The sequence below is a fragment of the Shewanella algicola genome (assembly GCF_014648035.1).
Classification (GTDB): Bacteria; Pseudomonadota; Gammaproteobacteria; order Enterobacterales; family Shewanellaceae; genus Shewanella; species Shewanella algicola.
On record NZ_BMQI01000020.1, the window covers coordinates 25,813 to 43,075 of the forward strand.

The following is a 17,263-nucleotide window of genomic DNA, read 5'->3' on the forward strand; positions in this document are numbered from 1 at the left end:
AAAAGTTAATTTAACCTTAATTTAGCAATTGTGAATAAACTTTAATCTTAAGGGTATTGTACTCATAAAATCACAGGCAGATAATCAAAGCATGTTTTAAACAAGATAATTAAAATAACACATTGATAATTATCTTATTTTTTTTCAATGCTTGTGTATTAAGGATGTTGTTGTGAAAAAACTTGCCCTTTATCCAGTAGAAAAAATCGATGAATTAACCTCTCCAGAAGCTCATGAAGATATCTCTTTGCTCTCTTCCGCCGTCAATATTTTTACCGATTTTAAAAAAGTCACCCCGTTGGTTATTGAATCAAACTCGTCCGCAGTAGAAGTGGAAAGTTTGATGCAAAAATCTCACGTGCGTCTCAAATTAGTGATTAATAATAAGCATGAGTTTATAGGGTTAATCAGCTTTGAGTCGTTACATAATCAAGAGATTCTAAAACGCGTTGCCGAAGGCCATCAACGTGAACAGCTTAAAGTCACAGACTTTATGATTGCAAAAGATCAGTTAAAAGCCATTGATTATGAAGATTTAACTTATGCCAGAATTGGTGATGTGATTGAAACGTTACAGTCAGCAGGCCAACAGCATTGCTTAGTGCTCGACAGAAAAAATCATGCGATTCGTGGGGTATTATCTGCCAACGATATTGCTCGTAGATTGAAGCTAGCGGTCGATGTGAGCACACCAAACTCATTTGCATCAATTTTTGAGGTGATCAGTAAAATTCAACAACCTGCGGTATTAAATACTGTTCAGCCACATTTTTAATATTCTCACTGAATGCTAAATATAAAAATAGCCACATTATGTGGCTATTTTTCATTCATCAATCATTGTTAACGGACGATTACTGGAAGCTTAAGCTCCAGGTATCAATATAACCAGTATCTCGGTTCGCATTATCAACCGCTTTGAGTGTCCACACGCCACTAGACTCTATACCCGTCATGTTTGCGCTGTAAGTTTGGCTAATATTGTCGGTTGAGCCTCCGGTATTGTTATGCAGCACCACTGTTTGACCACTTGGGCTGCTCAATTGGACTTTCAAATCACCGATATAGGTGTGAATGACCCCGAGTGACACCGACACTGTGCCTGAATCACCTGTACGAGAGACCGTGATTGGACTGGTGATCCCTGTGGTATTGTTATCTGGAATCGAGTAGTTATTAGTGTTGGTGTAGGTTGCTACGCCGCCAGTGCCTGTGCCACTTCCTGAGCCCGAAGCGGTATAGTTGGCCACTAAACTTACGCCACTAAATGCACTGTAACCTTGTACCATCACGTAATATGTACCAGATTGTGCAGTAGCGATTGGGCAAGATTCAGCGTTACCACTTTTCCATGGACGGCAATCGTAGCTGCTGGTCGTCGGAGATGCGCCATATTGAACATATAAGTCAGCATCACCCGTGCCGCCACTCATGGTAAAGCTTAAGTTTGTGGCGCCTGCTGGTACGTCTAATGAATAGTAAAGTTCATCATTTTTAGCACCGACGAGACCAGTCTTAGCAACTCCATTTTCAAGGGCGCTATCACCGCTGCCGCTTCCTGGATCGGTTGGGCCTGAACAAGACTCATCTAAGTAGGCTTTAGCCGCAGTTGCGTTCACCATACCAAAGCCTGTTTGATTATCACGTCCAGCCACATTTAAATCATCGGCTGTTGCATTAAGCGCAGCACGTACTTCTGCGGCACTACATTCTGGGTGATAACTCCACACCAATGTTGCTACACCCGACACGTGCGGTGTCGCCATTGACGTGCCGTTATAGTATTCATAATCTTGGTTGCCCAAGTTACTCACAGTGGCAGATTGGCCTATTCTAGCCTGGAGGGCTAAACCGGTTGCACGGTCTACCGACATTGATGGAATTGTGATTTCACTATTGGCATCGACTAAAAATGGGTTTTGTAACCCAGGTAAGGCGCTATTACTGTACACAATGACCCCGCTTGCACCAGCAGTATTACAGGCTTTAACGGCGTTAATTTCAGGGTAGCTTGAACCTTGGTTTCCGACACGTTCTACTAAACAGATTTTATTGCTCATGTTGCCACAATTAAAGCTTGTACCATTAACCGTACATTCAGCTAACGCTGCTGTAGCCGATGCATTGATAGGGTCGGCGGTATAACTGCTGCCAGACGGTGTTAAGCGGTTATGGGGTACAACGCCGCTGTTAAAATACGATTGCCCTGTAATGGTAATATCTGCAGTGCGGCCTTCGCCCACGGTCACTGTCGATAAAATGGCTTCACCAGGGCCTGAAATTTCAACTTGATCGGTATATTGCGAAAATGCGGCATGGTCACGGTTGCTGTCTACAGCCGCCACAGACATCACGCTGTCGTATGATGCCGGGTAACTATAACTGTTGTCGCCTGCATTACCGGCCGCAGCAATTAATAATACGCCGTTGTTATAATGGCTATTTAAGGCATTACGCTCGGTGGTCGTTGAGCCACTGCCGCCTAAGCTCATGGTGACGACATTCGCGTTGCCAGAGTTGACACAGGTATCGATAGCCGCAACCAGTGATGAAGAGTAACCCCAACCGGCTTCGTTAAACACTTTAACAACATGAATATTGGCATTTTGGTTTGGCATTACACCCACAACGCCTTCATTGTTAGCAATTGCTGCAATGGTGCCTGCTACGTGAGTACCATGGGCATTATTATTGCCCGGCTGATACCAATTACCTGTGCCAGAGTTGTTGGTTCCGGTGACATTGTTACCGCTTAAGTCGTTGTGACTGCGATCGTAGCCTGAATCAATGATACAAATGCTGCGATTACCTGTTTGACTGTCGCTAAGCACGGTTGCACCAACATAGGTTTGACCCCAAGGCGTCGTTTCAGCCATGAGTCGACGGGGTAAGTCTTCTTCAACGTATTCCACATCTTGACGAAGGCGCAGTGCTCTAATTGAGCGGTTATCTAGCTTAGTTGAATAACTATTGCTGCGGCCAATGCGCTTCATTTCGCGTGCTTGAACACTATTAAGTGCTCTAAAGTGGCTATACACTTCATTAGTGCGTGGTTGGTAATCCATGCTACTTGCATCGTTTACCTGGTTAACACTTTGGCTTGTCGCCAGATCATTGATGACCTGAGCGGCATTATCGTTTCTAAACTTAACGATATAACGTTTTGGTAGTGGAGACTGTTGCTCAACTTGTTGATTATTTGATGAAAGTGCAACAGAAGCCGGTGCGGCATTCACGTGGGTTGAAATCGCTAACGCGAGGGCTGTCATGCTAAGCATGGCAGTCGTTTTCTGATTGTTTTTCATTTTATCTTCCATGTTATCAGGGTTAATTTTTGTCTTTCTAATTATGTTTTAGCGCTAAACGCGATTTGTTTAGCAAAATAAAATGTAATCAAAAAATAACCACATGTAAATAAATTGTTAACATTTGTTGTTTTTGAACAAATGATACGACCTGCTGGTTTTGAATTTATATTATTAATTAATGAATTAGTATTCTTGTTTGGTTGGGCGTTTATTGTTCAAAAGTAGGGGGGTTTAAAGTGTTTTTTGATGAAAGCGCTTTATGATTGTAGAGAGGTTAAGCAGGGTTTATGCGGTTAAAAAATAATCGCTCTAGCTTTGGGTTTTGACGGATATAAATAAGGATTTTGATTAAATGGATGCTCAAGAAAAAGCGCTCTGAGCATCCATTTTAAATAAGTTGGTGTTTGTCGCAAAATTTAACGCGCTGACATAAGTGTGTTCAAACCACCTGCATCGTATGTATTGTTGTAACCTTGTTCAATTAGTGAAGCTTGAGCAAGGCTGCTACGACGACCGCTTCGACAATACAGCACCACTTCAGTATCTTTGTTGAGATTGAGCTTGGCTAATTGTGGAACGATAGTATCAAACGGAATATTAATTGCACCTTTAATATGACCCGCAGCGAACTCTTCAGGGGTACGTACATCAATTAGCGTCGCGTTAGCATTAATTTTTTGCCACGCAATATCAGGTTGCTGTTCTGTTGCCATTGATGGCATAGCGCACAACGATGACAATAATATTAAGCACGTTAATATGGGCTTTATTATGTTAATGGATTTATTTAACACCTTGAGTTCCTTTTTAATTGGGGCCCTGGCTTACTCTTATTTGCCTAAGGCTATTTCTGCTGCTGTTTTAAGGCCTAGTTTTTTCATCACTATAGCTGCAGGGCAGAAACCTGTAAATGCACTTTGGAATAGATTCGCGCCAACAAATACGGTTAGCCAGATAAAATGTTGACTCACGGTTGCCGTAAGCACTAAAGACAACAAAATCATAAAGCCAGCAAAGGCCATAACGCTTCTTTCTAATGACATATCGAGCTCCTTTGGGCTTGTGCCCAGTAAAATATCAATCATTGATTAATGTGTTTTAGCTGTCATCTTGGTCTTCATGACCGTGTAGTACAGCACTGGAATAACGATTAACGTTAAAATTGTTGAGATAAAAATCCCGAAAATTAAGCTGATGGCTAAGCCATTAAAAATGGGGTCATCAATAATAAACATTGCACCTATCATGGCTGCTAAAGCCGTTAACATGATGGGTTTAGCGCGAACAGCCCCTGAGTGAATGACGGCTTGTTCAAACGGCACGCCAGCAGCAGTTTGATGGTTTATAAAATCGACCAGTAATATCGAGTTTCGAACAATAATCCCGGCAAGTGCAATCATCCCAATCATCGAGGGCGCGGTAAATTGTGCTCCTAACAACGCATGCCCTGGCATAACACCAATGATTGTTAATGGAATAGGCGCCATAATGATTAAGGGCACGATGTAGGATTTAAATTGACCAACAACAAGAAGGTAAATGGCTATCATGCCAACGGCATAAGCGATGCCCATGTCTCTAAAGGTTTCGTAGGTGATCTTCCATTCGCCATCCCATAAAATGGCCACATCGGTTAACCCGTCTGGCTGATCGACAAAACGTTGAACGATAGGGTAGGCTAATTCACCTTGCTCGGTTTCATGGTTAATTTGGCTGACCATGTCGAACATGCCATATAATGGACTCCCGGTTGGGCCCGCCATATCCGCAACAACCATGATCATAGGTACCATGTTTTTATGCACTATTGGCGCATTGATGGTTTGTTGCTTCACTTGTACTAAGTCAGCCAGGGCAATTTGTGCCCCGGTTTGGTTTGGTAAACGTAATTGCAATACCTGTTGTAAATCGACCTTTGCCGCCTCTGCAACTTGTAAACGGATTGGTGTTGGGTATTTACGTTCTTCAAGGTGCAAATAACTGGCATCGTTGCCATTTACGGCACTATTGATGGCATTAATGATGCTGCGATAAGACACACCAAGTAAGCGGGCTTTATTGCGGTCAATATTGACTTGCCATTGCTGTTGTTGCGCAGGTAAAAAGATATCTACATCAACAACGTAATCAGTATTGTTAAAACGCTGTTGTAAATCGTTTGCGGCTTGTTCGCGCAGCGCTGTTGTTGGAGCATAGACTTCGGCAACAATCGGTGACCACACAGGTGGCCCAGGTGGTACCTCAACAATTTTAACGTTGGCTTGGTATTGTAAGGCAATACGTTGCAAAGGTTCACGCACCGATGATGCTATCGAGTGGCTGTCGCGATCACGGTGTTTTTTATCGACTAAGTTAACTTGAATGTCACCTAATTCTTGGCTGCTTCTTAAAAAGTAATGTCTTACCAGGCCATTAAAGTTCATTGGAGCATGGGTGCCCGCATAGAGCTGAATATGCTCAATTTCTTCAACGGTTGTAAGGTATTGACTTAAATCTTGCAGTACACGCTGTGTTTGCTCAACAGGTGTGCCTTCAGGCATGTCTACCATCACCTGAAACTCAGATTTATTATCAAATGGCAGCATTTTTAGCACTACCGCTTGAAAGACCGGTAAGGCTACGGCAAATGCAATGAGCAACATAATGCCAAGCGCTAAGCCTTTACGTGCTTTTGATGCATGTTCACCGATTAAAAATGGGCTCATTAATGTTGTAAAAAAGCGAGTTAGCGCTGTTTCTGGTTCGGTATGAGGTTCGCTATTACTGTGATGTTTATGCTCTTTGAGTAAATGGCCGCTTAACCATGGCGTCATAATAAAGGCAATTAACAGCGAAATTAGCATCCCCATGCTGGCATTAATGGGAATAGGGCTCATGTAAGGCCCCATTAGTCCGGATACAAATGCCATTGGCAACAACGCTGCAATAACCGTAAAGGTTGCTAAAATGGTGGGGCCGCCCACTTCATCAACTGCACCAGGGATAAGCTCAATCATGGGTTTATTGCTTAACGCCATATGTCGGTGGATATTTTCAACCACCACAATGGCATCGTCGACCAAAATACCTATCGAAAAGATCAGCGCAAACAATGAAATTCGGTTTAAGGTAAAGCCCCACGCCCATGAGGCAAATAAAGTAATTGCCAGTGTAATGATAATGGCGATACCCACTACCGCCGATTCACGTACTCCCATTGTAAACAGCACTAACAGCACCACGGCAGAGGTCGCAAAGATCAATTTGAAAATAAGGGTATTGGATTTGTCGCCGGCAGTTTGGCCATAGTTGCGTGAAATCGCGACGTTCACATTGTCTGGGATCAGCACATTGTTGGCCGCTGCAACTTTAGCTAACACGGCATCGGCGATATCAACTGCATTTTCGCCCGCTTGTTTGCCTATCGCAATGGTCACTGCAGGGTAACTACCTTGTTGATTAACATGCCAAACGCTTTGTTTAGGAATATCGCTTTGTAATTGAATATCGGCAATGTCAGATAAATACACCACACCAGCAGCGCCTGTGGTGGTGTCTGAGTTAACTTTGATTAATAGGTTTTTGACATCATCAAGATTACGTAAAAATTGCCCAGTTTGTAGTTTGATTTCTTGGTTGTATTGAGTCATTGACCCTAAGGCCGAGGTTTGATTGTTGTCTTGCAGTGCATCACTGATATCCGTAAATGTTACCGAATAACTGTTCATTTTGATTGGATCTAAACGCACGTTGAGCACTAACTCATGCCCACCTTGGCTATAAATCTCTCGAGTACCAGGAATACGCTTTAATTCAGTTTCGAGTACTGATGACACAGAGGTTAACTGTTCTGCAGTTATACTCGGGTCGCTTGACCACAAAGTCAGTCCGACAATCGGTACATCATCAATACCACGAGGTTTGATAAGTGGTTCGCCTATTCCGGCGGCGTAGTTAAATTTATCGCTATTTGAATACAGCTGGTTATAGAGATTAACCACCGCTTCATCACGTGGTACGCCTACGTCAAAGATAGCAATAATCAAGGCGCCGTCGGGTTGAGAAAAAGAATACAGGGTGTCGATGCCTTTAATTTCAGAAATAATTTGTTCTGCAGGTAAAGTGACTTGGTTTTCGACTTCTGTTGGTGTTGCGCCAGGGTAAGGAATAAACACGTCGGCAAAAGTCACATCAATTTGTGGCTCTTCTTCTTTTGGGGTAATGATCACCGCAAATATACCGAGTAGTATGCCTAATATGGCTAATAACGGTGTGATCGCACTATTTTGAAAGGCACTGGCTATACGGCCCGAAATCCCTAAACGAGTTGAGCGTTCTGCAGGAGACATAAGTTACTCCTTCGCTTTAGCGGCACGGCTACGTATTAAATACTGCGCGGCGTCTAGAATAACTTCATCACCTGGCATTAAGCCTGATAATACTTCTATTTGTTGTTTTTGTTTGTCGATAAAACCAAGGCGAACTTGATTAAGCACTATTTTGTCAGCACTTTTTCGGTATACAGAATTGAGGTCGCCTACTTGATGAAGCGCAGATAATGGGACAAATAAACTCGGCTTACTGGTTTGTTCAGCAATGACTTTTACCCATTGGCCAACCTGTAAATCAGTATTGTTGTGATAAGTAAAATTAACCCGAACAGTATGACTGTGGGTTTGTGGGTCGGCAAAATTAAACGGATTAATGTCTGTCGCTGAAATCATCTGGCCATTAGCTAGCAAAATGTTGACTTTATCTAGCTGTTGTAAGGTGACTAAATCTTGCTGGGGTATTTGAAATACTGCTCGAAGATGTTCATTATCGTAGCCAGAAAACAACGCCTGGCCATAAGAAATGGTTTCACCTTGCTCAACAAAGCGTTGGGTCATGCGGCCACTAAAGGGGGCGCTTACAATGGTATAGTTGAGGTTTTCTTTAGCTTTTATGAGTTGCGCTTTAGCAGCGCTAACCGCTTGCGTCGATGTTTTGGCTTCGGCTGTTGCTTCATCCATTGCCCCTTTTGAAATAGCCCCTTTGGGAAACAATTCTTTATAACGAATAAATTGCGCCTGAGCTTCATTATTAACCGCTTCTGCTCTGGCGAGTTCAGCCTCCGCCCCTGCAAGTTCAGCGCCTTGTTCTTTATTGGTGATTTCCAATAGCGCACTACCGTGAGGCACTAGGTCATTCACGTCGTGATTGATATTGATAATACGCCCAGAGGTTTGTGCTGACACGGTCGCGGCTTTTGTAGCCTCTACTTTTGCGTCAAATACCCGCGGTTGAGCATAGGTTGTATATGCCAGTGTGACAGTGTCAAATTGAGGTTCGGCAGCAAATAGCGGTACTGAGGTTACAGTACAAAATGCACAAAATAATGATAGAGAAGCGAATAAGCGAGACATAATAACAGCACCTATATAAAGTCTATAAGAAAATTCTAATGGACTTTGGTTTTTTACGCAATAGCGCTGTAGAAAAAATTTTATAAATTATAACTTTTAGGTATAAAAAAACCGCCCAGAGCAAGGCGGTTTTGTTAAAACAGGATAACGTTATAAGCAGACGTATTGTGTACGGCTTTTAACGCTATGAAGTTAAAGTTTAAAAGCTGTAGTTATACTGTAGTGAGTAATAAACGGCATTAGAGCGAGTTTGCGCTGAAATCTCACTGTCTAACCCGGTGACCATAGGTAAGATTGCGCTGTCTTCTAATACGGTTACATCTTCACCGCGGACAAATGCAATACCAAAATCTACGCTAGATTTGTTGGTTAAATCGTAAGTTGCACCCGCGGTATACCAAGTACGGTCTGAATCTGGAATGGATAACGAAGAGTGCTCATCTACAACGCCTTCATCACTGGCAATACCTGCTCGCAAAGTCCAATCTTCTGATAAGTTATAAGTCGCCCCTAAACTTAAGAACCAAGAGTCTTTCCAGTGGTATTCTTTTAAGTCAGCTTTTGCCACACCATTATCACCGTCAATGACTTCGATTCGGTCAAACTTACTCCAGTTGGTCCACTGCGCAGTGTAGTGCAGGGCAAAGGTATCGGTTAGCTGGTGGAAACCGGCAAACTGAGCAATATCAGCAATAGGGATATCAATTTCGTTGTATTCAGAATAAGCATAATTTACATCACCTTTAGCGGTTAATGTTGGACTTAAACGGTAGCTTAAGCCAAAACGATTATCTTGATCCATTTCATATACAACACCCGCAATACCACCTAGTGCCCAACCATCGGCTTCAACATCAACAATACTGCCTATTTGTGGGTTTTCGGTGGTACGGGTTAAGGTGCCGCTGCCATAAACAGCATCAATACCTAGACCTAAGCTCCATTGCTCGTTAATACGATACGACACACTGGTGTTTAAGTTCACGGTAATGACTTCGGTGTTACCCAATAAGTCTACCGGCGTTGGTAATGGAACGTCGTTGCCACCCACGGTTGGGGTCCTGTCGGCTAATGCCGTTAAATCTGTGCCTGTGCCATAATTGCTGAATGCGGCAACACCAAAGGCCCATTTATCATCGATTGGGTTAATATAATAAAAGTTGGGGATCACTTTTGATTCTGCGGCATCGTGCTCACTGCCATAATCAACATTCTGGCCACCATATGAGCCTGTGACTTCAGAAACTGACACATCGATGTCGGCATAAACCACACCTAAAGATAATGATGTTTCATCAAATAAAGCCATTGCTGCTGGGTTACGTGATAATACCGATGCATTGTCTGCAATCACAGCTTCGCCAGCCATTGCACGGCCAATACCAGTAGCTGATTGACTATTTAATTGAAAACCCGCTGCTGATGCTTGTGCACTGGCGAGTAATACCGCAGATGCTAATAAAGTCTTGTTGAACTTGTTCATTATATTTTCCCATTTATTATTTCCATGACGTACAAGTGTTAACTCGTATGACCACTCATGGCTTATAGTCTGGGGCATCTTAGGTAAGTGACCACCATGTAACAACTCCGACCAGATGTTAGTTGTTGTTAATATTACGTTAATTTAGCTTTGCGTGAATGATGTAGGTGTTTGAAAGCATTGTGGTATATGTGATTTGTTGTTAGTAATAGCTTAATGAACTCAATGAGTTAATGTTTATTAATATGTTGTTTTTAAACCATAGAGCACGAAAAAATCATCTAATGTGATATTAGGCCAAGCGCAGAGAATATAATGATAAAGCCGCACATAACCTTAAATAATTTAAGGTTATGTGACAGTTGTAAGCTGAAAGTTATGTTATCAGCTTAACAAGGCTTAAGGTTTTATGACTTTAATGATTGACTAAAATCATCAAAATCAGCCACTGTTTTAGGCGCTGGTGGTGATAGCTTACTCACAACCACACCCACAACCGTGGCAAGAATAAAGCCGGGTACGATTTCGTATAAATCAAAAATACCGCCACTTAATTGCTTCCACACCACGACCGTAATGGCACCGACAATGATGGTTAACACTGCACCATTTCGGCTAAATCCACGCCAAAACAATGACATTAATACCACCGGTCCAAATGCAGCTCCAAAGCCTGCCCATGCATAGCTTACTAAGCCAAGTACGCTACTATCTGGGTTGAGTGCCACGATGCCCGCGACTAAAGCGATAGCGATAACACCAAAACGTCCAACAAGCATTAATTCTTTATCAGTGGCTTTTGGACGCAACCATTTAAGGTAAAAATCTTCAGTGATGACACTAGAACAGACCAATAATTGTGAGTCAATAGTACTCATAATGGCGGAGAGAATTGCCGCAATCAATATTCCACCAATCCATGGGTTGAATGCCACGTGAGCTAAGTTGATAAATACGGTTTCTGAGTTTTCGAGCGGATTGGCGGCAAAATATAAGCTGCCGGCGATGCCAGTTGCTAATGCACCAATTAACGCTAACACCATCCAGCTCATGGCTATACGGCGTGACAAGACAAGATCTTTAGGGTTACCAATGGCCATAAAACGCGACAGAATATGCGGCTGACCAAAATAACCTAAGCCCCAAGCGAGCAGAGATATTAAACCTAAGGTTGTGGTGTTTTCATTAATAAATGACAGCATTGCAGGGTCTATTTGCTTAAAACCTGTTTGCGTGTCGGGTTGGCTGAAAATGGCCACGGGGACAATTAACAAGGCAACTAGCATTAAACAACCTTGAAAAAAGTCAGTCCAACTCACGGCAAAAAAGCCACCCACAAAGGTATAGGATACAATAATAAATGAACCAATAACTAAGGCTAGGGTGTAATCAAGGCCAAAGACTTTTTCAAATAATATGGCGCCACCGACCATGCCTGAAGATGCATAAAATGTGAAAAAGATTAAAATCGTGACGGCTGACACGAGTCTTAATAACCCATGGCTGTCGTTAAAACGGTTTTCAAAGAAGTCAGGTAGAGTTAGAGCGTTATCTGCCATTTGGGTATAAATACGTAAACGTTTAGCGACAAATAACCAGTTAAGCCACGCGCCAAAAATGAGACCAAAACCAATCCAAGCTTCACCTAACCCACTGAGGTAAACCGCACCTGGCAGACCTAATAATAGCCATCCCGACATATCAGATGCCCCCACGCTGAGTGCGGTAACGGCAGGGCCCATTTTTCTGCCACCAAGAATATAATCATCGACGGTATCTGTTTTGCGGTAAGCCCAGTAACCTATCCCCATCATTAAAACGAGATAGCCAACAAAGGTGATGATGATCGGTGTTTGAATTTCCATGTTGTGTCCTGTGAATTATTTTTATGTCACAATCCTAGCAGAACTTTGCGCTGGCTCACACTTTGATTTTTTCATGATCAAAAAAAATCCGCTATTCAACGAAATAGCGGATTTAAGTAGGTGACTGGTTTGACTAAATAAAAGTGTTTTCTACTTCTTTTTTAACAAAATCTAGATCAGAAGCGGGTTCGCCAACAAGGACCATGTAAGCATCAGCTGTTTGAAAACTCTTGCCTTTGTATTGGTTGTCAGCAAACGCTTCTTCCAATACAACGCGGCTTTCTGCAGGTACAATAAACAATGTCACTTTATTCCCTAACTCATCAGCCATCACCAAATGCAGTGACTTAACCCCTTGAAAGTCACAATAAGAAGTATAAAACACTCTTCCTGGTTGCTTGATGAATTTTGAATCACTTAAGCCTTTTATGCTCGCAAGCTTAAAATTGACATCATTAAAGCCAATATCTTGCTCCATCACCAATGCTTTGGTTTCATGGTGTACATGGGCTAATGAGTTTTCAGACAAATTAACCGGGGTAAAGCGCAGCAAGCTGAAACTAACCCCAACAACAAAGGCAACCGAGGCCGCCATGGCCATCATATAGCGCCCACGTTTTTTGGTCTGCTGGTGCAGATTTAATTGCTGTCGTAATAATAATTTATCTGCTAAATCTTCTGGCACATCAATATTTAATGCTTGAGTTAGCTTTTGGTCAAATGCTTTTAGGTCTTTGACAAATTTAGCATCGTCTTCATTTTCAGCAATGTGCGCTAAAAACTCGTCGAATTGATTATTGGGGTCGCCATATGCTTGACGACGAAATTGTAGATCATCCATTTGATTGACCTCTTACCTCTGGTGCTTCTAATGCTTCTTTTAATTGGTTTCTAGCTCTGAATAGGCGCGTCATGACAGTATTGCGGTTCAATTCGAGCATATCGGCAATTTCATCGCCACTAAATCCACCAATCAGTTGCAATAACAACGGTTCTCGGTATTCGATATCGAGCTTACCTATTTGGCGACGAAGCCAATATTGTTCTGTTTGATCTTCATTACTTGACGAAAAAACATCTTCAAGTAACTCTTGTTCAACATCACTGTAGTCAAATTGTTTGCGCTCAAAACGTCTGGCATTTTCCCGGCGTAAAATGGTAATCAGCCACGCTTTTGCGGCTTTATCATCTTTTAAAGAATCTAAAGAACGCCACGCTCGTAAGAACGTTTCTTGAGTGATGTCTTCAGCAACATGTTTATCTCCGCAAAGCCAAAAGGCATAACGGAATATGTCGGTGTGAAGTGCCCTGACAAGGCTATCGTATCGTCGTTGTTTTGTTACCATGTCAGATAAGACCGCGACATCAGACTTTTTCTTTCGTAGGGATCCGAACATTTATTAACTTTTTTTAGTTAAACATGCTCAATAGCTTAAAAAGCCCGAGTGGTAATAGCAAGATAAATCACCCCAGCGGTCAATCTGATCTGGGGCGATTGGGGTAAACCCTTTAAAGGTGAAGGGTTAAGGGTTTAATTCTGCGATGAGTGATTTTTTATGGGATTGCGGTTGCTCTTTGTAAGCCAGAATAGCATCCATGAGTGATTTTTTATCCATAGCCTGCGGTTTACGACTGTATTTATCGGCTTGCAGTTTATGAATAGCGCTAGCGAGCGGGACCGATAAACCGCTAATTTGACTGAGCGTCATAGGTTGGCCTAAACGTTCACTAAAGTAGGCTTGTACTGCGTTCATTGCCGCGCTGCTGTCATTTCTATCACATGCATGAATAATGGCATTTAAGCCCGTGGTGGCGGTTTTACGCGGTGCATTAGGCTTTGGTTGTGGATTGTATGAGTAACTTGCCGCTACTGAACGGCGCCATAGTACTAATGTGATTAGCCATAGTGTGGCAAATACTGCAGCGATAATAGGCCAATATTGCGGATTGCTAGTAGCGCTATAACTGTCGGCTGCTGGGATATCCGTTGTTGTTGCACTACTACCCACCACGTTAATGGTACGCTCCGGTAATGTGGCAAATTGTTGTTTTTTAATATAGGGGTTCCACCAGGGGACGCGGATTTCAGGTAAGGTGTAAGTGCCTGGTTTTGTAGGTACTATTGCCGTCGTTAAACTGTATTGCGACACCACTTGATTGTCACGCACAAAGGTTTGTCTCACCGGTTTTTCAGGATAAGCTTTTAACCCTTCTGCTAACGGCATTTCAATATCAGGCAGGCTTGTATCATCTGTATTTGAAGCAATAAGGCTGATGGTGCGGGTAATTGGGCTGCCAACTTCAAATTCGCTGACATCTTCTGGCCATGTCTCTTTTAACATTGCAATGTCACTGACTAGCCATTTACCTTGATAGCTCGGCGGTATTGAGTTGATTTGAATCACCTCACGCTCAGCTTCTGTTTGCATTGGGCGGCTTTCATTAAAACCAAACATGCCACCACGTCTTTGCGTTTCAATTAGAACGTCACCGGAGAAACTTGCCCCGTTGATGACTAACTCACCAGGTAAGTCGGCAATAATCCCGTAAGTACGTTCAATCACCCGAAAGCGGCGACCATCGAGTATTTCACTGCTGTCTTTGTCTTCACCAATTTGTTTGATTTGCGCGCCTTCAACGGCTGGCGAGCTTAATACGCCACGTTGGAGTTCTACTGCCAGATATAACTTAACTTTATAGGTAATAAGTTGGCCGACGTAAGCTTCAGATGCGTTGGTTTGCACTTTAATAAACACATTTTGTCGCTCATCTGCCTTAGTGCCTTGTGCAATAACATTTAAGTTAATAGGATTTGAGCTAACGCCTTTTATGTTAAAGGCTGGAATGGTCACCCTGCCCATACTTTTAGGCGACAGTAATACCTGCCAACGGGTTTCGCGTGTGGTGTCAAAGTTAACCATTTTGGTACTACGACCAACACTGGTTCGGCCAACGATAAAATCTTGTAATAACACAGAAGTATCAAGGGCGCCGGCATTAAGGTCGTCATCGGCAACAATATCGAGTACAAAGTATTCGCCTGCAACCACGGGGTTACGATCGACCGTTGCTTGTACTTGGCTAAGTGCAAAAGCCGGTGAGGCAATAATAAATAGCAATAGGCTACATAAAGTTCTGATTACCACTGTTCATTATCCTTAGTCGGTTGACTATTTTGACGACGTTTTTGATATTCAAGTTGCATTTTATTGCGGATGAGCACTTGCGGGTCTTCACTGACGGCACGTAATGCCCGCTGCATGTCTGCAGGTAAATCATCTTGATTGACTTGTGTTGCTGAAACCACCTCTGTAGGCTCGCCTTGAGGTTGCTCTTCTGGCGTTACTGGAGATTTACCCGCACTTATTTGTTGTTGCTGTTGATTAGCTTGCTCTTCTGCAGCTTCTGCCGCCGCTTGCATGCTTGCTTCATTACTTAATGGTTCATCGTTGTCATTGGGGGATTGCCCTGATTGAGATGATTGCTGTTCGGTATCAGCGTTCTCGTCAGTGTTTGATGCCGACTGCTGTTGATCTTGCTGTTCATCGTCTTGTTGAGAGCCTGATTGTTCTTGCTGTGCCTGCTCAGATCCGTTGTTGGGCGAACTATTTTGCTCACTGGTTTGATCTTGCCCCGATGATTGTTGTTTTTGCTGATCACTTTGGGGATTGTCTTGTGATTGTTGTCCGTTTTGCTGGTTATCTTGTGGCTCATTGCCTTGTTCTGATTGCGATTGATCAGAAGGTGATGAGTTATTGTCCTGATTAGACTGGTCAGCATTAGCGTTTGAATCGTTTGATTGCTCACTGTCGCCAGACTGATCTTGATTTTGCGAGGGTGACTGCTGCTGTTGCTCAAGAAGCTCTTTGGCTAGTTCAAGGTTTTGCTCGGCACCGGCAAAGGGGGATTGCAATTCAATGGCTTGCTGATAACGCTTAATCGCTTCTTGATAATCATTGAGCTGCATTAATGCATTACCTTGGTTGTACAAGCCGTTGGCGCTGTTATCTTGCTCAAAACCTTCAAGTGCTTGCTGATAGTTACCCGCTTTATAGTGTGCAGAGGCTTGCCATTGTGGGTCATTAAAGGTGTCAGCCGCATGAGTAAAGTCACCTTGTTCAAACGCAGATTGCGCTTGTTGGTCTTGAGTCTGCCATAAATCTTGCCAAAGAGAGGCGTGTGCAGGTTGGCTATTTACTGCGTTTAGGCTCATCAACGCGCCAAGGAGAAAGAGTGGATTTAGCACTAATGTCATTAAGCCCTGGCGAAAACTAATCAACATAGGTAACACCAACAATATGGCTAAGTAAGGGCCTAAATCTTGCCATGATTCACCCGCAAGTTCTGTTTCGGTGGCTTCGCCGTCGATGGCTAACCATTCGGTGAGCGTGTTTACATCACTGCCGTCAGTTTGAGCCGGAACCAATATGCCCTGATGTTGTTGAGCTAACTTTTGTAATAACGCGTAATCTGTCTTAGCGACCACGACTTCGTTGCTGTTGTCACGTAGCAATTGGCCATCACCTAAGCGAATAGGGGCACCTTGTTGGCTACCAAATGCCATAATCGATAAGCGATAGCGACTGTTTTTTAAGGTTTTAGTGGCCAGGTTAAATTGGCTGTCTGACACGCCGTCGGTCATTAAAATAATATCACCACCAACGTGTCCACCTTGAGCCAATAACTCTTCAGCCAGAGCGAGAGCAGAAGCCAGGTTAGACCCTTTGGTCGGCATAATTTCTGGTGACAGTGTAGGCAGCAAATTTAAAATTGTTGCGCTGTCACGTGTCAGTGGGCTAATGGTATAGGCATCACCTGCGTAGGCAATGAGGCCGGTTTCACCTTCTTTTAGCTCTGACAATAAGTCTGTGGCTCTAAACCGGGCGTATGACAAACGGTTAGGGCTTAAATCGGTGGCGTACATCGACAATGACATGTCCATGATAAGCACTCGGCCTTGTTCGGTGGCAAACACGGGTAAATTTTGCTTATTAACGGCAGGACCGGCTAAGGCTATCACCGCGATAATCCAACACACAATTAACAACCATTTAGGTTGGCTTTTGTTGTCTGAGCTTTGGTTGATCAATAACTGACTTAAATGCGGTGCAATGTATTGTTTCCATGCTGATTGCTGGCTGTGTCTACGCCAAAACAATAAGCTGACTAACGCGACAGGCAACAGGGCGAAAAGCCACTCTGGTCGAATAAAATGTAACATGA

The 17,263-nt window shown here is 43.1% G+C and carries 12 protein-coding genes; 1 reads left to right on the forward strand and 11 read right to left on the reverse strand.

Annotation, left to right across the window (positions count from 1 at the left end):
* Positions 1-172: 172 nt before the first annotated feature.
* Positions 173-775, forward strand: a complete 603-nt coding sequence (locus IEY42_RS10350; protein ID WP_188925157.1) for a CBS domain-containing protein — start codon at positions 173-175, stop codon at positions 773-775.
* Positions 776-854: 79 nt separating this feature from the next.
* On the opposite strand, the gene IEY42_RS10355 is transcribed toward IEY42_RS10350, so the two are convergent.
* The 11 genes from IEY42_RS10355 to IEY42_RS10405 all read right to left on the reverse strand — a co-directional run bounded on the left by IEY42_RS10355 (position 855) and on the right by IEY42_RS10405 (position 17,261).
* On the reverse strand, positions 855-3,305 hold the full coding sequence (locus tag IEY42_RS10355) for a S8 family serine peptidase (RefSeq protein ID WP_188925158.1): 2,451 nt from the start codon (positions 3,303-3,305) through the stop codon (positions 855-857).
* 419 nt (positions 3,306-3,724) lie between these two features.
* A complete protein-coding gene (locus IEY42_RS10360) occupies positions 3,725-4,102 on the reverse strand; it encodes a rhodanese-like domain-containing protein (RefSeq protein ID WP_229780010.1) in 378 nt (125 codons plus the stop codon).
* 36 nt (positions 4,103-4,138) lie between these two features.
* Positions 4,139-4,351, reverse strand: a complete 213-nt coding sequence (locus IEY42_RS10365; protein WP_188925159.1) for a YgaP family membrane protein — start codon at positions 4,349-4,351, stop codon at positions 4,139-4,141.
* A 45-nt stretch (positions 4,352-4,396) separates the two neighbouring features.
* The gene (locus tag IEY42_RS10370; RefSeq protein WP_188925160.1) at positions 4,397-7,636 is read right to left on the reverse strand and encodes an efflux RND transporter permease subunit; all 3,240 of its coding nucleotides are present in this window, start codon (positions 7,634-7,636) and stop codon (positions 4,397-4,399) included.
* A 3-nt stretch (positions 7,637-7,639) separates the two neighbouring features.
* Positions 7,640-8,692 (reverse strand): efflux RND transporter periplasmic adaptor subunit, encoded by a 1,053-nt coding sequence (locus IEY42_RS10375; RefSeq protein ID WP_188925161.1) that lies wholly within the window; start codon positions 8,690-8,692, stop codon positions 7,640-7,642.
* A 199-nt stretch (positions 8,693-8,891) separates the two neighbouring features.
* A complete protein-coding gene (locus tag IEY42_RS10380; protein ID WP_188925162.1) occupies positions 8,892-10,175 on the reverse strand; it encodes an outer membrane protein transport protein in 1,284 nt (427 codons plus the stop codon).
* 407 nt (positions 10,176-10,582) lie between these two features.
* Positions 10,583-12,040 (reverse strand): sodium/proline symporter PutP, encoded by a 1,458-nt coding sequence (putP, locus tag IEY42_RS10385; protein ID WP_188925163.1) that lies wholly within the window; start codon positions 12,038-12,040, stop codon positions 10,583-10,585.
* Positions 12,041-12,173: 133 nt separating this feature from the next.
* Positions 12,174-12,881 (reverse strand): DUF3379 domain-containing protein, encoded by a 708-nt coding sequence (locus IEY42_RS10390; RefSeq protein WP_188925164.1) that lies wholly within the window; start codon positions 12,879-12,881, stop codon positions 12,174-12,176.
* Positions 12,874-13,437 carry a sigma-70 family RNA polymerase sigma factor gene (locus IEY42_RS10395; RefSeq protein ID WP_188925165.1) on the reverse strand — a complete coding sequence of 188 codons (564 nt, stop codon included), beginning with the start codon at positions 13,435-13,437 and terminating at the stop codon, positions 12,874-12,876. The genes IEY42_RS10390 and IEY42_RS10395 overlap by 8 nt, the downstream gene beginning before the upstream one ends.
* A gap of 126 nt (positions 13,438-13,563) precedes the next feature.
* Entirely contained in the window at positions 13,564-15,186 is a 1,623-nt protein-coding gene (locus IEY42_RS10400) for a BatD family protein (RefSeq protein ID WP_188925166.1), read from the reverse strand.
* Positions 15,180-17,261 (reverse strand): VWA domain-containing protein, encoded by a 2,082-nt coding sequence (locus IEY42_RS10405; RefSeq protein WP_275974604.1) that lies wholly within the window; start codon positions 17,259-17,261, stop codon positions 15,180-15,182. Before IEY42_RS10405 ends, IEY42_RS10400 begins: the two co-directional genes overlap by 7 nt.
* Between the last annotated feature and the right edge of the window lie 2 nt (positions 17,262-17,263).

What these genes read in the sequence shown, in the direction of transcription:
- IEY42_RS10355 (WP_188925158.1), bottom strand. Translation starts at nt 3,305, where the DNA reads ATGAAAAACAATCAGAAAACGACTGCCATGCTTAGCATGACAGCCCTC.
- IEY42_RS10365 (WP_188925159.1), bottom strand. Translation starts at nt 4,351, where the DNA reads ATGTCATTAGAAAGAAGCGTTATGGCCTTTGCTGGCTTTATGATTTTG.
- IEY42_RS10370 (WP_188925160.1), bottom strand. Translation starts at nt 7,636, where the DNA reads ATGTCTCCTGCAGAACGCTCAACTCGTTTAGGGATTTCGGGCCGTATA.
- IEY42_RS10375 (WP_188925161.1), bottom strand. Translation starts at nt 8,692, where the DNA reads ATGTCTCGCTTATTCGCTTCTCTATCATTATTTTGTGCATTTTGTACT.
- IEY42_RS10380 (WP_188925162.1), bottom strand. Translation starts at nt 10,175, where the DNA reads ATGAACAAGTTCAACAAGACTTTATTAGCATCTGCGGTATTACTCGCC.
- putP (WP_188925163.1), bottom strand. Translation starts at nt 12,040, where the DNA reads ATGGAAATTCAAACACCGATCATCATCACCTTTGTTGGCTATCTCGTT.
- IEY42_RS10390 (WP_188925164.1), bottom strand. Translation starts at nt 12,881, where the DNA reads ATGGATGATCTACAATTTCGTCGTCAAGCATATGGCGACCCCAATAAT.
- IEY42_RS10395 (WP_188925165.1), bottom strand. Translation starts at nt 13,437, where the DNA reads ATGTTCGGATCCCTACGAAAGAAAAAGTCTGATGTCGCGGTCTTATCT.
- IEY42_RS10405 (WP_275974604.1), bottom strand. Translation starts at nt 17,261, where the DNA reads ATGTTACATTTTATTCGACCAGAGTGGCTTTTCGCCCTGTTGCCTGTC.